This window comes from Paenisporosarcina indica (assembly GCF_001939075.1).
Lineage (GTDB): Bacteria > Bacillota > Bacilli > Bacillales_A > Planococcaceae > Paenisporosarcina > Paenisporosarcina indica.
The window spans coordinates 21,626-37,492 of the sequence record NZ_MPTA01000009.1 but is presented as its reverse complement, the minus strand read 5'-3'; the positions used below and the strand labels follow the sequence as shown (position 1 = coordinate 37,492).

14 protein-coding genes are annotated in these 15,867 nt (G+C 40.0%); all 14 read left to right on the top strand.

The annotated features are described in order from the left end of the window. The first annotated feature begins 196 nt into the window (after positions 1 to 196). Positions 197 to 1,063: a 4-(cytidine 5'-diphospho)-2-C-methyl-D-erythritol kinase gene (gene ispE, locus GY23_RS16815; protein ID WP_075620347.1), complete on the top strand. Its 867-nt coding sequence runs from the start codon at positions 197 to 199 to the stop codon at positions 1,061 to 1,063. A 56-nt stretch (positions 1,064 to 1,119) separates the two neighbouring features. Continuing rightward, entirely contained in the window at positions 1,120 to 1,953 is an 834-nt protein-coding gene (gene purR, locus GY23_RS16810; RefSeq protein WP_075620346.1) for a pur operon repressor, read from the top strand. Beyond that, positions 1,950 to 2,324, top strand: coding sequence for a RidA family protein (locus GY23_RS16805; RefSeq protein WP_075620345.1), 375 nt, complete (start codon positions 1,950 to 1,952; stop codon positions 2,322 to 2,324). Before purR ends, GY23_RS16805 begins: the two co-directional genes overlap by 4 nt. Before the next feature lie 879 nt (positions 2,325 to 3,203). Then, positions 3,204 to 3,494, top strand: coding sequence for a septation regulator SpoVG (spoVG, locus tag GY23_RS16800; RefSeq protein WP_075620344.1), 291 nt, complete (start codon positions 3,204 to 3,206; stop codon positions 3,492 to 3,494). Positions 3,495 to 3,753: 259 nt separating this feature from the next. Beyond that, on the top strand, positions 3,754 to 5,124 hold the full coding sequence (glmU, locus tag GY23_RS16795; RefSeq protein WP_075620343.1) for a bifunctional UDP-N-acetylglucosamine diphosphorylase/glucosamine-1-phosphate N-acetyltransferase GlmU: 1,371 nt from the start codon (positions 3,754 to 3,756) through the stop codon (positions 5,122 to 5,124). Between the two features lie 13 nt (positions 5,125 to 5,137). Then, positions 5,138 to 6,100: a ribose-phosphate diphosphokinase gene (locus GY23_RS16790; RefSeq protein ID WP_075620342.1), complete on the top strand. Its 963-nt coding sequence runs from the start codon at positions 5,138 to 5,140 to the stop codon at positions 6,098 to 6,100. A 75-nt stretch (positions 6,101 to 6,175) separates the two neighbouring features. Further along, positions 6,176 to 6,820, top strand: coding sequence for a 50S ribosomal protein L25/general stress protein Ctc (locus GY23_RS16785; RefSeq protein ID WP_075620341.1), 645 nt, complete (start codon positions 6,176 to 6,178; stop codon positions 6,818 to 6,820). A gap of 150 nt (positions 6,821 to 6,970) precedes the next feature. Further along, positions 6,971 to 7,534: an aminoacyl-tRNA hydrolase gene (gene pth / locus GY23_RS16780; protein WP_075620340.1), complete on the top strand. Its 564-nt coding sequence runs from the start codon at positions 6,971 to 6,973 to the stop codon at positions 7,532 to 7,534. Positions 7,535 to 7,589: 55 nt separating this feature from the next. Next, positions 7,590 to 7,817, top strand: coding sequence for an anti-sigma-F factor Fin (locus tag GY23_RS16775; protein ID WP_075620339.1), 228 nt, complete (start codon positions 7,590 to 7,592; stop codon positions 7,815 to 7,817). A gap of 347 nt (positions 7,818 to 8,164) precedes the next feature. Beyond that, positions 8,165 to 11,707 (top strand): transcription-repair coupling factor, encoded by a 3,543-nt coding sequence (gene mfd / locus GY23_RS16770; protein WP_075620338.1) that lies wholly within the window; start codon positions 8,165 to 8,167, stop codon positions 11,705 to 11,707. Between the two features lie 89 nt (positions 11,708 to 11,796). Then, the gene (gene spoVT / locus GY23_RS16765) at positions 11,797 to 12,333 is read left to right on the top strand and encodes a stage V sporulation protein T (protein ID WP_075620337.1); all 537 of its coding nucleotides are present in this window, start codon (positions 11,797 to 11,799) and stop codon (positions 12,331 to 12,333) included. A 135-nt stretch (positions 12,334 to 12,468) separates the two neighbouring features. Continuing rightward, positions 12,469 to 14,088: a putative polysaccharide biosynthesis protein gene (locus GY23_RS16760; RefSeq protein ID WP_075620336.1), complete on the top strand. Its 1,620-nt coding sequence runs from the start codon at positions 12,469 to 12,471 to the stop codon at positions 14,086 to 14,088. Between the two features lie 5 nt (positions 14,089 to 14,093). Continuing rightward, positions 14,094 to 15,572: a bifunctional methyltransferase/pyrophosphohydrolase YabN gene (yabN, locus tag GY23_RS16755; RefSeq protein WP_075620335.1), complete on the top strand. Its 1,479-nt coding sequence runs from the start codon at positions 14,094 to 14,096 to the stop codon at positions 15,570 to 15,572. Beyond that, positions 15,559 to 15,849 (top strand): RNA-binding S4 domain-containing protein, encoded by a 291-nt coding sequence (locus GY23_RS16750; RefSeq protein ID WP_075620334.1) that lies wholly within the window; start codon positions 15,559 to 15,561, stop codon positions 15,847 to 15,849. Before yabN ends, GY23_RS16750 begins: the two co-directional genes overlap by 14 nt. Positions 15,850 to 15,867: the final 18 nt, after the last annotated feature.

Genomic DNA, 15,867 nt, shown 5'->3' with positions numbered 1-15,867 from the left:
CAAAATCTTTATAGGACTGACAAGGCGGAGAAATCCGCCTTTTTTTACTTCATCATGATTTATCATAGATGATCTTCTCTTTTGACAATTAGCCAATTCAAGTCTGTTATACTTTGTGCTTTTCGAATTGCCTTTTCTTCATCATAAGCTGTGGTAAAATAGGGAACAGCAATAATAGATAAGGGAGGCATTCTAGATGCTTTACGTGAAAGCACCTGCAAAAATTAATCTGACTTTAGATGTACTTGGTAAACGAGAAGACGGCTATCATGAAGTAGAGATGATTATGACGACAGTGGATTTAGCTGATCGTATTGGATTAGAATCACGCAATGATGGTCAAATTCGTATCATTTCAGCAGATCGCTTTGTGCCTGATGACCACCGTAATTTAGCTTATCAGGCGGCGAAACTATTAAAAGATACATATGGTATAAAAAAAGGCGTGTCCATTACACTAGAAAAGAAGATTCCGGTTGCAGCAGGACTTGCAGGTGGTAGTAGTGATGCGGCAGCCACTCTTAAAGGGTTAAATGAACTTTGGAAATTAAAATTAACAGTTGACCAATTAGCTGAACATGGTGCTAAGATTGGCTCAGATGTGTCCTTTTGTGTGTATGGGGGAACTGCTCTAGCAACAGGTAGAGGCGAACAAATTCAAGAACTGACCGCTCCTCCAAATTGTTGGATTATTTTAGCGAAACCGTCGATTGGTGTTTCAACTGCAGATGTCTACGGTGGCTTGAAATTACATGAAGTCATTCATCCGGATACGAAAGCGATGATTCGGGCAATCCAAGAGAAAGACTATGAATTAATGTGTGAATCGATGGGGAATGCTTTAGAATCAGTTACGTTAAAGCTGCATCCAGAAGTTTCAACCATTAAAGAGCAAATGACTAAGTTTGGAGCTGATGCAGTTTTAATGAGCGGGAGTGGTCCAACTGTGTTTGGCGTAGTTCAGCACGAGTCAAGAGTGAACCGTATATATAATGGTTTACGCGGCTTTTGTGATGAGGTGTATGTGGTGCGACTATTAGGAGAACGGGATTCACTTGATTAAAACCGTATAATTGTGGTAATTTACATATAAAACATTCGTGTTTAGGAGTGTGGCCCATGAAGTGGAAACGCAGTGAGCGTCTGGTGGATATGACTCATTATTTGTTAGACCATCCAAAACAGTTGATTCCGTTAACGATATTTGCAGATATGTATCAATCGGCTAAATCTTCTATTAGTGAGGATTTAACTATTGTAAAAGAAACATTTGAAGAAAAAGGCATTGGTTTATTAATGACTGTTCCGGGTGCAGCTGGCGGTGTTAAATATATTCCACGGATGCGTGATGAAGCTGTTCGTGAAGTGATCCGAGATTTTATGGAAGAGCTTGGACACTCTGATCGCTTGTTACCTGGTGGTTATCTATATATGACGGACTTGCTTGGTAACCCTGAATTGATGAACCGTGTCGGAAAAGTATTTGCCTCCGCTTTCGCTAAAGAACCAATCGATGCCATCATGACGGTAGCAACGAAAGGAATCTCGATTGCGCATGCAATTGCTCGTCATTTAAATGTACCGGTCGTGGTTGTACGACGTGACAGCAAGGTAACTGAAGGATCGACCGTCAGCATTAATTATGTTTCCGGATCTTCCCGTCGCATTCAAACAATGGTATTGTCAAAACGCAGTATGAAGAGTGGCCAACGTGTGCTCATAACAGATGACTTCATGAAAGTCGGCGGTACGATGAATGGCATGAAAAACTTGCTTGAAGAATTTAATTGTGAAGTTGCGGGTGTTGCTGTGTTAGTCGAAACCGAACATGCGGGTGAGCAATTAGTTGAAAACTATCTATCCTTGGTTAAATTACACGAAGTAAATGAAAAAAATCGTACGATTGCATTAACAGAAGGCAATTACTTTTCGAAAGGTGGAAATAAACAATGAAGACGGTATCTACAACAAAAGCACCAGCAGCAATTGGACCATATGTTCAAGGCATGGTTGTAAATGGCATGTTTTATAGTTCGGGACAAATTCCCTTAAATGCAGAGGGAGACATGACGGAAGGATCTATTGTTGAACAAACAAACCAAGTGTTCGCAAATTTAAAAGCGGTTTTAGAAGAAGCCGGATCTTCATTACAACAAGTGGTGAAGACAACGGTATTTATTAAAGACATGAATGATTTTGCTGTCTTAAATGACATTTATGGACAGCATTTTGGAGAGCATAAACCGGCACGTTCAACTGTAGAAGTAGCTCGTTTGCCGAAAGATGCAAAAGTTGAAATTGAAGTCATTGCAGTTGTAGGTTAAATAATAGAGAAACCATCGAGACAAGACTTGATGGTTTCTTTTTTTAAACATTAGCTAAGTTAAACCCTACTTGATATTCTGCATAAATACTCCGCTTTCCTCGAGCGAACCGCCGAGCCTCCTCGGGCCAGCAGGATGTTTGTGACGAAGGCGTTGCCACACGATGTGGTGCCTTAAGCCCTTGTTCCTTTGCGACAAGCAGCGAAGCGATGCAACGTTCTATATGTTTCGAAGCTAGCCTAGCGATGCAGCGCACTTTCATGTTTCGAAGCTAGCCTAGCGATGCAGAAATAGAAACATGAGCAGAAAGCTTTTCTCCATATCTTTTAATAGGTAAAAATCAACAATGAAGTACATAGCTTAAAAAGAAGGCTATACTGCAACTGATGCTAAAGTTGTTTTTTAAAATGGAGATACAAAAGAATATTATGTGGTTACCGAGTAACAAATAACCATGCCGAGAAAGAAGTTTATATCTTTCTTGGCATTTTTCTGTTTGAAACGCGATTGGGTACTCCCCTTAACCCAGCGTTCAAAGTTTTTCCACCTTAAATAGAGGCGACTGAAGAAGTTCCCGTTATAGACTAGACTAAGCATTCTCTTATACCTGCTTCTGCTTCCACAACGACCAGAGAACCTGGATGTGACAGCGATTATTAAAAGTTTTCGATCACAATAAAGAATCTGGCGTCATTTTTCCATTTTTTCTTGCGTTCTGCTAGACTCTAAAATTTATTGCACAGCGACGGCCAACCTTGTAAACAGGATTTTCAGATTAAATATTTTAAAAATTCCGTCAAAAAAGAGGGAAATAAGTAATGTATGTAGAATATAGTTTTCAGAGTCTGTAAGTCATCTAAGAAGAAAGGTGGTGAGAGAATGGAAGTAACTGATGTAAGATTGCGTAGAGTACAAACAGATGGCCGTATGCGTGCCATTGCTTCCATCACACTCGACAACGAGTTTGTCGTGCATGATATTCGAGTCATTGACGGCAACGCAGGACTATTCGTAGCGATGCCAAGTAAACGAACTCCAGATGGAGAATTTCGTGATGTTGCACATCCGATTAATTCAGGAACACGAACAAAGATTCAAGAGGCTGTATTAAAAGCTTATTATGAACCAAGCGAACAAGAAATAATCACATATGAAGAAGCGGGAGCTTAAAAATCCAAGAAACTTGTCATCTAACATGATAGGTTTCTTTTTTTGTATTAACTATTTGTCTATCAGTTTGCTATAAAGAAACATACTAAATCAGCAACTAGAATTGCGTAGAAACTAGTTGTTAAATATTCTCTGTTAATGAAAACTAATAATATTAATAGTTTTGTCATCATTTTGTCAAGCTTGAAAACCTTGAATTAAAGGTGTATTTCGGCTATAGTCAAAAGAGTAAAATGACTATAACTGGAGGACTCACAAAATGACACATACATACGCAGTGGTTTTAGCTGCTGGTCAAGGAACACGTATGAAGTCCAAATTATATAAAGTATTACATCCTGTATGTGGGAAACCTATGGTGGAGCACGTAGTGGATCATATACAAGGAATTGGTGCAGAACGTATTGTAACCATTGTGGGTCATGGTGCTGAAAAGGTAAAAGATCAACTAGGGAACCGTAGTGAATATGCACTTCAAGAACAACAACTTGGTACTGCACATGCAGTATTGCAAGCGGATATAGCAATTGGAACATTACCTGGTACAACGCTTGTTGTTTGTGGCGATACACCATTGATTCGTCCTGAAACAATGAAAGCACTACTTGCGCATCATGAGAAAACGTCTGCAAAAGCAACGATTCTTACCGGAATTCCGGAAGATCCAACTGGTTACGGACGTATTTTACGTAACACAGAAGGTCATGTAGAACGCATTGTGGAACAAAAAGATGCTACTCTTGAAGAACAACAAGTGAAAGAAATTAATTCAGGCACTTACTGCTTTGACAATCTAGCATTATTTGCTGCTTTGAAGTTAGTGAAAAATGATAACTCACAAGGTGAATTCTATTTACCTGACGTAATAGAGATCTTAAAACAACAAGGTGAAATTGTCTCTGCATACGCAACAGATGATTTTGAAGAGACTCTTGGTGTGAACGATCGTGTAGCACTTGCGCAAGCAGAAACGCTTATGCGTGATCGTATTGCAGAAAAACATATGCGAAACGGTGTCACAATCATCAACCCATCAAATACGTACATTAGTGCGGATGCAGTGATTGGTTCTGATACGATTTTACAACCAGGTGTCATCATTGAAGGGGCTAGTGAAATAGGAGAAGACTGTTTAATCGGTCCTAATAGCCATATCAAAGGAAGCAAAATTGGTCATCGGACAACCGTTCATTCATCCGTTGTAACACAAAGTACCATTGGAGAAGACACGGTAGTCGGTCCATTTGCACACATTCGCCCTGATTCAGAGATTGGCAATGAAGCAAAAATTGGCAACTTTGTTGAAATTAAAAAAACTAAACTAGGTAACAATTCAAAAGTATCGCATTTAAGTTATATTGGCGATGCTGAAGTTGGAGAGCGTGTGAATATTGGCTGTGGCACAATTACAGTTAACTATGATGGCAAAAATAAATTCGTAACAACGATCGAGGATGACTCATTTGTAGGGTGTAACTCGAACTTGGTAGCTCCCGTTACAATTGGTCAAGGTGCATATGTAGCAGCAGGTTCAACCATTACGAAAAATGTACCAGCACAAGCTTTGTCGATAGCTCGTGCGCGACAAGAGAATAAAGACGGTTACGCAAAAAAACTAAACTTAAAATAACAGGAGGATCACCATGTCTTACCAATATGCTGACACGAAGAAGTTGAAAATCTTTTCATTAAACTCAAATGAGTCACTTGCTAAAGAAATAACGGAAATAGTAGGAGTCCCTCTAGGGAAAATCTCTGTTAACCGTTTTGCTGATGGTGAAGTTCAAATTAACATCGAAGAAAGTATTCGCGGATGTGATGTTTTCATCATTCAATCAACTTCTTCTCCTGTAAATGAAAATCTAATGGAATTATTAATCATGATAGATGCTGTTAAACGTGCTTCTGCACGCACAGTAAATGTGGTTATTCCATACTACGGTTATGCTCGTCAAGATCGTAAAGCACGTGCTCGTGAACCAATTACTGCAAAACTAGTGGCAAACTTACTTGAAACAGCTGGAGCAACACGTACAATCGTCTTAGATTTACACGCACCTCAAATCCAAGGATTCTTTGACATCTTGATTGACCACTTAATGGCTGTACCAATTTTGGCAGAGTATTTCCAAGCCAAAAATATTGATCCTTCTGAAATTGTTATTGTTTCACCTGATCATGGTGGAGTTACACGAGCACGTAAATTGGCAGATCGATTGAAAGCGCCGATTGCCATCATTGATAAGCGTCGTCCGCGTCCAAATGTGGCAGAAGTAATGAACATTGTTGGTCATGTAGATGGTAAAATCGCGATTTTGATCGACGACATTATTGATACAGCAGGTACAATCACAATTGGCGCAAACGCACTTGTACAAGCCGGAGCGAAAGAAGTATATGCATGTTGTACACACCCTGTATTATCAGGACCTGCAATTGAGCGTATCGATAACTCGGTAATTAAAGAATTAGTTATTACAAATTCAATTGAATTACCTGAAGAAAAGAGTTCTCCAAAAATCAAACAACTATCCGTTGCCCACTTATTGGCGGAGGCAATTGTACGTGTATTCGAAGAGAAGTCAGTAAGTACTTTATTTGATTAATAGGACATAGGTTTCATTTTGTGTAAGTTGGGTAAACATAGCAGTAGAATGACTTACACAGGAGAGTGGAAATCAATGGCTACAACAGTAAAAGCACAATCACGCGATACAGGTAAACAATCAAATTTAACAAACTTACGTGGAAAAGGTTTTGTACCGGCAGTAGTATATGGTTATGCAACCGATACAACCTCAATTTCAGTAAGTGAACTGGACTTGCTAAAAACTCTTCGTGAAGTTGGTCGTAACGGCGTTATGAAACTAGACGTTGATGGCGATGAGGTAAATGTAGTATTGAGCGATTACCAAATGGACGTGTTAAAAGGTCAGGTTGTTCATGCAGACTTTTTAGCCATTAATATGTCGGATGAGCTTGAAGTGGATGTAGTCGTTACTTTCACTGGCACTGCTATAGGTGCAAGAGAAGGTGGCGTTGTAAATCAACCAAACCGAGAAGTTAGCGTTAGAGTGAAACCTTCTGAAATTCCAGATTCAATCGAAGTTGATGTATCTAATCTTGCGATTGGTGAAACTTTAACCGTAGGTGATATTCGTGAGAAAACAAACTTCACGATTTTAAATGAAGATGATTTTACTTTAGTCTCAGTATCGGCTCCACGTTCGGATGAAGAACTGGAAACTACTGCAGATGAACCTGCTGTAGCAGTCGATGCAGATAAACAAGTAGGTTCCGAAAAAGAAGGCGAATCAAGTTTATAAGTAGGTACAAAAGTGGACTGTCATTTGACAGTCTTTTTTTCTGATTAAAAAATGGCTGCCTCGTTTTCAAGAGTTAATAAGGACTTTGTAAAAAAGTACAAGCTTTATGGTAAAATAAGAGTCATTCAGAAAGAAAAGGACGTATCGATTATGAAAATGATTATTGGACTCGGAAATCCCGGAAAACCATATGAACACACGAGACATAATATTGGGTTCGATGTTGTAGATGAGTTAGCAAACCGTTTTAATTCCCCCTTAACACAAATGAAATTTAAAGGAATGTACACGGTGATTCATCAACCAGAAGGCAAAGTGTTATTAGTCAAACCGCTTACTTATATGAATTTATCTGGGGAATGCATTGTGCCTTTAATGGATTATTATGACATATCCGAAGATCAGATCGTCGTCATATACGATGATTTGGACCTTGCGGTGGGTAAGTTAAGACTTCGGCAAAAAGGCAGTGCTGGTGGTCACAATGGCATAAAATCAATCATTCAACATCTTGGGACACAAGAATTCAATCGCATTCGTGTCGGTGTTGATCGTCCTCCAGCAGGGATGAAAGTACCTGACTATGTATTGTCAAAGTTTTCAACTGACGAAAAACCTTTAATGGATGAAGCGTTAAAGAAAAGTGCGGACGCATGCGAGAAGTGGTTAACGTCACCATTTCTTGAAGTAATGAATCGTTTTAATGGCGCTTAAGGAATAAATTGAGTCCGACCGGTCTATACTTTGAAAAAGGAGGCCGGTCCGTGCTATGGCAATTCGTGTAAAGTGTAGACACTGCAAGACTGAAATGGGGCATATACCTGACCGTACCGCTCTGCAACATGGTCAAGTAAAGCAACTGAAAGAAGAATTTGCTGAAGAGTTCATCACACAAGATGAAAAAGGGTCACTAACTATAACGAGTACTTGTGAGCATTGTGAAAAAACTTTACAGAATAACCCAAACTACTATGAGATGAAAAATTGGATACAATAGAAATCAGCTTTGGCGCGGCTTACGCGCACAAAGCCTTTTTCTGTTATTAATATACAAAATAAAAGTATATATGCGACAAAGCGCATATGCACGATAACATTTGTTGGAACGATAAAAGGTTGGCGATGTTAAATAAAAAACTAGGATATCTGTATCTTTTCATGTGCAGTTCCAGCGCCCGTATAGAGCTAGAGTGGCGCCTAAAGCTTTTCTATAATGTAGCTCCAAGCGCCAGCTCGCACCTAAGCTTCAGACCTTCATGCGAAAGCATGCTTTCGAATTCGGTTCTTCCAGCACCGGCGTCGAGCTAGAGTGGCGCTTTACGCTTTTCTAATAAGGAGGTTCATATGGAATCATTACAACAATTATTTATGAAAGATCATCATATTCATACCGTTCTCGAAGATCTTCAAAAAGGAATCGATCAGCAACTGATCACAGGCCTCACCGGTGGAGCACGTCCGCTATTCATGCAGTCTATCGCGAATGAGATGGATAGACCGATATTAATAGTTTCACCGAATCTGTTACAGGCACAACGTTTATTTGAAGATATGGTGAAGTTACTCGGTGAAAAAGAAGTTCACCTCTATCCAGCAGATGAATTGATTGCCGCTGATTTGTCTGTATCGAGCCCTGAATTACGTGCCGAGCGTATTGAGACTCTTGATTTTATGCTGACTCAAAAGCATGGAGTAGTCATTACACCAATTGCAGGACTTCGTCGTCATATGCCAAACTTGGACCAATGGCGAGCAAGTCGCCTTGAAACGGCAATTGGGGAAGAAGTGATTGTAAATGATTGGTTAGATCAATTGGTGGCAATGGGTTATTCCAGACAACCGATGGTTACGGCACCAGGTGAGTTCGCCCTGCGTGGAGGAATTTTAGATATTTATCCAATTTATTTGCAACATCCCGTACGCCTTGAATTTTTTGATACGGAAGTTGACTCAATTCGTACTTTTTCTGCAGAAAATCAACGTTCTATTGAAAAGCTCGAAAAGATTTGCATTCTCCCTGCCACTGAGTTTGTGTGGACACGTCAGCAACTTATCATTTTTGCCGAAAAACTAGAAGAATCATTGGCTACTAGCTTAAAAAAAATGAAGAAACCCGAAACAAAGGAACTGCTTCTTCAACATATCACGCATGACATCGAGTTGCTGAGACAAGGTGATATTCCAGAACAAATGACCAAGTATGTTTCTATTTTTGAAGAGCATCCTACTTTTTTGGGCGATTACTTTGCTAAAGATGGTTTGGTGTTATTCGATGAGCTTGGACGAATCCAGGAAACAACGGACTCACTCGAACGCGAAGAGAAAGATTGGTACGTTTCATTACTTGAAGAAGGAAAAACGGTTCACGGCATAAAACTTTCGTTTAATTTCAAAGAAATTCTTGGGATGTTGAATCAAAGAAAAGTATATTTTTCTTTATTTGCGCGCACATTTTCTGGGATTCCTTTGAAGAAAACAGTTGCTTTTTCGTGTAAACCGATGCAACATTTCCATGGGCAAATGAGTGTATTGAAGAATGAAATGGAACGTTTTGTTGCCGGGAAGTTTTTTGTTTTCATCTTAGCGGAAGGTCTGGAGCGTCAGAAAAAAGTGAAAGATGTCCTGGAGGATTACGGGATAGAAAGTCATATGATAGCCGACCAACGTGCACCTGAACTACCAGGCGTCTATATTGTGGAAGGTGAAATTTCAAGTGGTTTTGAATTGCCGCTCCAACGTTTGGCGGTTCTGACTGACGAAGAACTCTTTAAACAGCGTCCGAAAAAGAAAACACGTCCACAAAAAATGACAAATGCTGAACGCATTAAAAGTTATTCGGAAATTAAACCAGGTGATCATATCGTTCATATTCACCATGGGATTGGGAAATACATTGGCATTGAAACACTTGAAATCAACGGGATCCATAAAGACTACTTGCACATTCGCTATCGTGCGGAAGACAAATTATTTGTGCCTGTCGATCAAATTGACCAAATCCAAAAATATGTGGCCTCTGAAGAGAAAGAACCGAAGTTACATAAACTTGGTGGCGCTGAGTGGAAAAAGACCAAGACAAAGGTATCTGCTGCAGTTCAAGACATTGCAGATGACTTGATTATCCTTTATGCCAAACGCGAGTCTGAAAAAGGCCATGCGTTTGAGCCGGATCAAGATATGCAACAGTCATTTGAAGCGGCTTTTCCCTATGAAGAAACAGATGACCAATTGCGTTCAATTGAAGAAGTTAAACGTGATATGGAAAAAGAACGTCCTATGGATCGCTTGATTTGTGGGGATGTTGGATACGGGAAGACTGAAGTTGCGATACGGGCAGCATTTAAAGCCGTGCAAGACAGTAAACAAGTAGCCTTCTTGGTACCTACGACCATATTGGCACAACAGCATTTTGAAACAATGAAAGAGCGATTTGCAGATTTCCCTGTAGAGGTTGGGTTGCTCAGTCGTTTCCGTTCGAAGAAACAACAAACAGAAACGATCAATGGTTTAAAAGCTGGCACAATCGATGTGGTGGTTGGCACACATCGTTTATTATCAAAGGACATTGTGTATCATGATTTAGGCTTACTAATCGTGGATGAAGAACAGCGATTTGGTGTAACTCATAAAGAAAAGATTAAACAATTAAAGACGAATGTCGATGTGTTGACATTGACAGCTACTCCTATTCCACGAACACTTCATATGTCGATGATTGGTGTACGTGATTTATCTGTTATCGAGACACCGCCAGCCAATCGTTTTCCTGTGCAAACCTATGTAATGGAACAAAATGGTGCGCTTGTTCGAGAAGCAATTGAGCGAGAAATGGCACGTGGTGGACAATCGTTTTATTTATACAACCGTGTAGAAGATATGGCACGAAAAGTAGAAGAGATTCAAATGTTAGTACCTGAGGCTCGTGTCGGATATGCGCATGGAAAAATGACAGAACGAGAGTTAGAATCTGTCATTCTATCGTTTCTAGAAGGCGATTATGATGTGTTAGTCACAACAACGATTATCGAAACAGGAATAGATATTCCGAATGTTAATACGTTGATCGTGCAAAATGCAGATCGAATGGGGCTTTCGCAGTTATATCAATTAAGAGGTCGTGTAGGACGGTCAAACCGCGTGGCATACGCATATTTCATGTATCAACGCGACAAAGTACTAACGGATGTAGCAGAAAAACGTCTGCAAGCCATTAAAGAGTTTACGGAACTTGGGTCGGGATTCAAGATTGCTATGCGTGATTTATCTATTCGCGGAGCTGGGAATCTACTGGGTTCACAACAACATGGCTTTATTGACTCTGTTGGATTTGATTTGTACGCACAAATGTTACAAGAGGCGATTGAAGAGAAACAAACAGGTATTAAAAAGGATGAGATCCTCGACGTGGAAATTTCATTACCATTTGATGCTTATTTGCCAGATGCTTATATACCTGATGGATTCCAAAAGATTCAAATGTATAAACGCATCAAAGCGATGGAAAGTGAGAAAGACTATGATGATTTAGTTGATGAACTAATTGACCGTTTCGGAAACATGCCAATTGAGGCCGAACGTTTGATGCGAATTGCTCGAATGAAAGTGTGGGCAAAACAAGCAAGTGTTGAATCCATAAAAGAGAAACAGAATCAAGTGATGATCAAGCTTTCAGAAATAGGTACGAAAAAAACAAACGGTGCTATGTTAATGGAAGCATCTTTGGCATTTGGTCGTGCGGTTGGATTCCAAGTAAACAGCCAACAACAATTACTTGTGACGATCGATGAAAAGAAAACAGAAAAGCATCATCCGTTTGATGTTTTGGAAACAATGATGCAACTTTTACCTAAAGCTGTTAAAGAAGTAGCGCACTCAGTTGGTGAGTAATTCCGCGACTGCATATTTTGCCCAAACTTGACGCATACTACGATAGAAATCAAAGAAATTTGAATTCTGTCGAAAGTGAGGCAACAAGGATGAAAGCTACAGGTATCGTCAGACGAATTGATGACCTCGGCCGTGTCGTCATTCCGAAAGAAATTAGAAGAACGCTTCGTATTCGTGAAGGAGACCCACTCGAAATCTTTACGGACCGCGATGGAGAAGTCATTTTAAAAAAGTACTCCCCGATTAGTGAACTTGGTGATTTTGCTCAAGAGTATGCAGAAACGCTGTATGCGACACTAGGTACACCCGCTTTTATTAGCGACCGGGACGAGATGATTGCAGTGGCAGGGGTATCGAAGAAAGAATATTTAAATCGGCGATTATCCTCTCAAGCCGAAGAAATTCTGCAAATGCGAACGATTGTAACGGAAAAAATCGAGAAATCAGTGGAATGGGTTCCAGGACAAGTCGAGCAGGTGAAATCGTATTGTGTCGCCCCAATTATTTCTGGTGGAGACCCAATTGGTGCAGTCTACTTGATCTCAAAAGTTCACTTCATTGGAGAGTCGGAACAAAAAGCAGTCGAAACCGCCGCACACTTCTTGGCCAAACAAATGGAACACTGAAGGCGAAGGCTAAGGCTAAGCTTGCGACTTCTAGCTCGAACAACTGAATAGAGAAATACGTCTTCTTAATCAAATAGGAAGACGTTTTTTTCATGTTATAATTAGACCATTGCTTTTTTGGAATGAGGAACCACTATGAATAATAAATGGACGATGCAGAAATTCATGAAAGGTGCAGTTTTGTTAACGATTGCCGCCTTAATCGTCAAAGCACTCAGTGCAGTTTACCGAATCCCTTTTCAAAACATTGTCGGAGATCAAGGGTTTTACATATACCAACAAGTGTATCCATTTATAGGGGTACTGACCGTTTGGACATCCTATGGATTTGCGGTCGCTATTTCGAAACTTTTGGCAGATAGTTTCGAGCAGTCTCAAGCCGATAAGAGATCGACCATATTACGAATCGCGTTTATCTATTTAAGCATCGTCTCGATTGCCAGTTTCACACTATTATTCATGGGAGCGGAATTGCTGGCTGGGTGGATGGGAGATGCTGAACTTGCACAACTATTACGCACGGGGTCATTTGTAGTGTTGTTAATGCCGGTGATTGCGTTACTGAAAGGATCCTTTCAAGCGGAAGGTCGAATGGAACCAGTGGCGTATGGACAAGTTGTAGAGCAAGCGGTACGTGTGACCGTCATATTAGTCGGAACATTTATCGTCGTAAAAACAGGAGCCTCTTTGTATGCTGCGGGCAGTACGGCTCTGTTTGGTGCCATTATTGGAGAAATTGCCGGCATTGTCCTGCTATTTCTATTTATTAATAGAAAAAATTCAATCGGATTTTTCAGGAAATCTACAAAAGCCATTGCGATTGGCCCCATCGTTAAGGACTTAACCATCATTAGTTTAAGTGTCAGTATGAGTTCATTGATTCTATTGTTTTTTCAATTAATTGATTCGTTTACCGTGTTTAGTAGTCTAGCAGCATCTGGGCTAGACAGATTAACGGCGATGGAAACTAAAGGGACGTATGATCGGGGGCTCCCCCTAGTTCAAATGGGGATATTAATCGCTTCGACTTTGTCCCTTTCCCTCGTGCCATTGATTGCCCATACAACTCAAAAAAAGTCCGGAAGAAATGCCATTCCATATGCACAATTGACGTTTCGCATTGCCTTTCTTTTTGGAACAGCTGCAACGCTTGGACTTATTCTGGTTTTGCCGCCAATCAATGAAATGTTGTTTGAAACGCGAGATTTATCGGGTACTTTAATGGTGTTTTGCATTCAAATTTTTTGGCTATCGTTAATATTAACCATGACCTCCTTATTGCAAGGATTAGGGAAAGTGATTTTTCCGGCCGTCGTATTAGTTAGTGGGCTCATATTGAAATGGATATGTAATATGTGGTTATTACCAATGTACGGAATAATGGGGGCTGCTATCGCAAGTAACGTAGGTTTTGCCTTCATTGCCATAAGTTTATACTTATATGTACATTCAATCTGGAAAATTCGATTTGCTAAACCAAGATTTTATACGCATTTAATCATTGCCTCTACGTTAATGATTGTGGTTGTGATTGCATGGGAGCTGTTAGCGGATAATTGGTTATTTGATGGATTTTCAAGTCGTTTAAGTGCCATGTTTACCGCACTATCAAGTGTCTTTTTGGGTGCAATGGTGTTTTTACTTTATATTGCAAAGAGCCGAATCATTGCCGAAAAGGAATGGTTTTTGTTACCGTTAGGACGAAGAATGGCGATGGTTCAATTGTGGTTACATAAGGACCAAAGAAAGAGGTGACGCTGATGAATACAATTACAGTACTAGGCTTAGGAGCGGGAGATTTAGAACAATTGCCCCTAGGTGTATATAGAACGTTGCTTAAAGCGGAAAGACTATATGTACGCACTGCTGAACATCCAGTTTTACAAGAGTTAAGTACAGAAGGCATTTCATATGAGAGTTTTGATACTCTTTATGAAAAACATGATACTTTTGAAGCGGTTTATAAAGAGATTGTGGAGACATTAATTACTCTAGCTGAAAATGGACCTTTGTTCTATGCAGTTCCTGGCCATCCACTAGTTGCTGAGCAAACCGTGCAGTGGCTAGTAGAAGCTGAAAAAGAAGGGCGTATCAAACTTGAAATCGTAGGCGGGCAAAGTTTTTTGGATCCTATTTTTAATGCGTTACGTATTGATCCAATTGAAGGGTTTCAATTGTTGGATGGAACGATGTTCAAAAGAGACGATATACAGATGTCTCTACACGTGTTAATTGCACAAGTTTATGATGCGTACAGTGCCTCGGATGTAAAATTAACGTTAATGGAAAAGTATCCAGACAACTACCCGGTAACGATTGTCACAGCAGCCGGCTCTAATGAGGAGTTATTGCGAACGGTTCCTCTATACGAACTAGATCGTGAAACTGTGGTCAATAATTTAACCACGATTTATGTACCACCGGCGATTTCGCAAGAGACTCGCTTGAAAGAATGGTCGACATTTAGAGCGATTGTTGCCAAACTACGTGCACCTGATGGATGCCCTTGGGATCGCGAGCAAACACATGACAGTTTAAAGAAATACTTAATAGAAGAAGTGCATGAATTGTTACAAGCGGTATCCGAACAAGATGATGAAGGAATGATAGAAGAACTAGGAGACGTTTTACTCCAGGTATTCCTTCATGCTCAAATCGGGGAAGATGATGGTTACTTTAGCTTGGAAGACGTGCTGGAAAGTGTGTCTTCCAAAATGATTCGAAGACATCCGCATGTGTTTGGTGATGTTTCAGTTGAAAACACAGAGGATGTAGTGCGCAATTGGCAACAAATAAAATCGGTTGAAAAAGGGAATCAAATGAAGCGTGTATTGGATGGACAAGAGCGTACAGATTCGTCCCTTTTGACTTCGTTTAACTACCAAAAAGCGGCTGCCAAAGTCGGATTCGACTGGCCAAATGCAGAAGGTGCATGGGTTAAGTTTGAAGAAGAGTGGCAGGAATTCAAAGAAGAAATCACGAATGGTACAGTATCGTCGCAACTCGATGAATTAGGTGATGTGCTCTTTACAATTGTCAACGTAGCTCGTTTTTACGGACTTTCACCTGAAGAAGCTATGGTCCATGCCAATCAAAAGTTTAGAAATCGCTTCCTCTACGTGGAAGACAGTGTGACACAAGATAAGGGTGAGTTTAATGCTTATTCTTTAGAAGAACTAGAGACATTTTGGCAACAAGCCAAAAAAAGAATAGGGAGTGAAGGAAATGAGACTAGATAAATTTCTAAAAGTATCACGTTTAATTAAAAGACGTACACTTGCGAAGGAAGTAGCCGATCAAGGGCGTATTACAGTTAACAATAAGGTGAGTAAAGCAAGTTCGGTCGTCAAAGTAGGAGATGAATTAGCCATTCGTTTCGGTCAAAAAATGGTGACAGCACGTATTGAAATGCTAAAAGATGCAGTTAAAAAAGAAGAATCGACCATGATGTATACGATATTGAAGGAAGAACGGCTTGAAAAAGTTGATCCGGAATTTATTGATGATGAAGATTAAATAAAAGGCTCTGTTAAA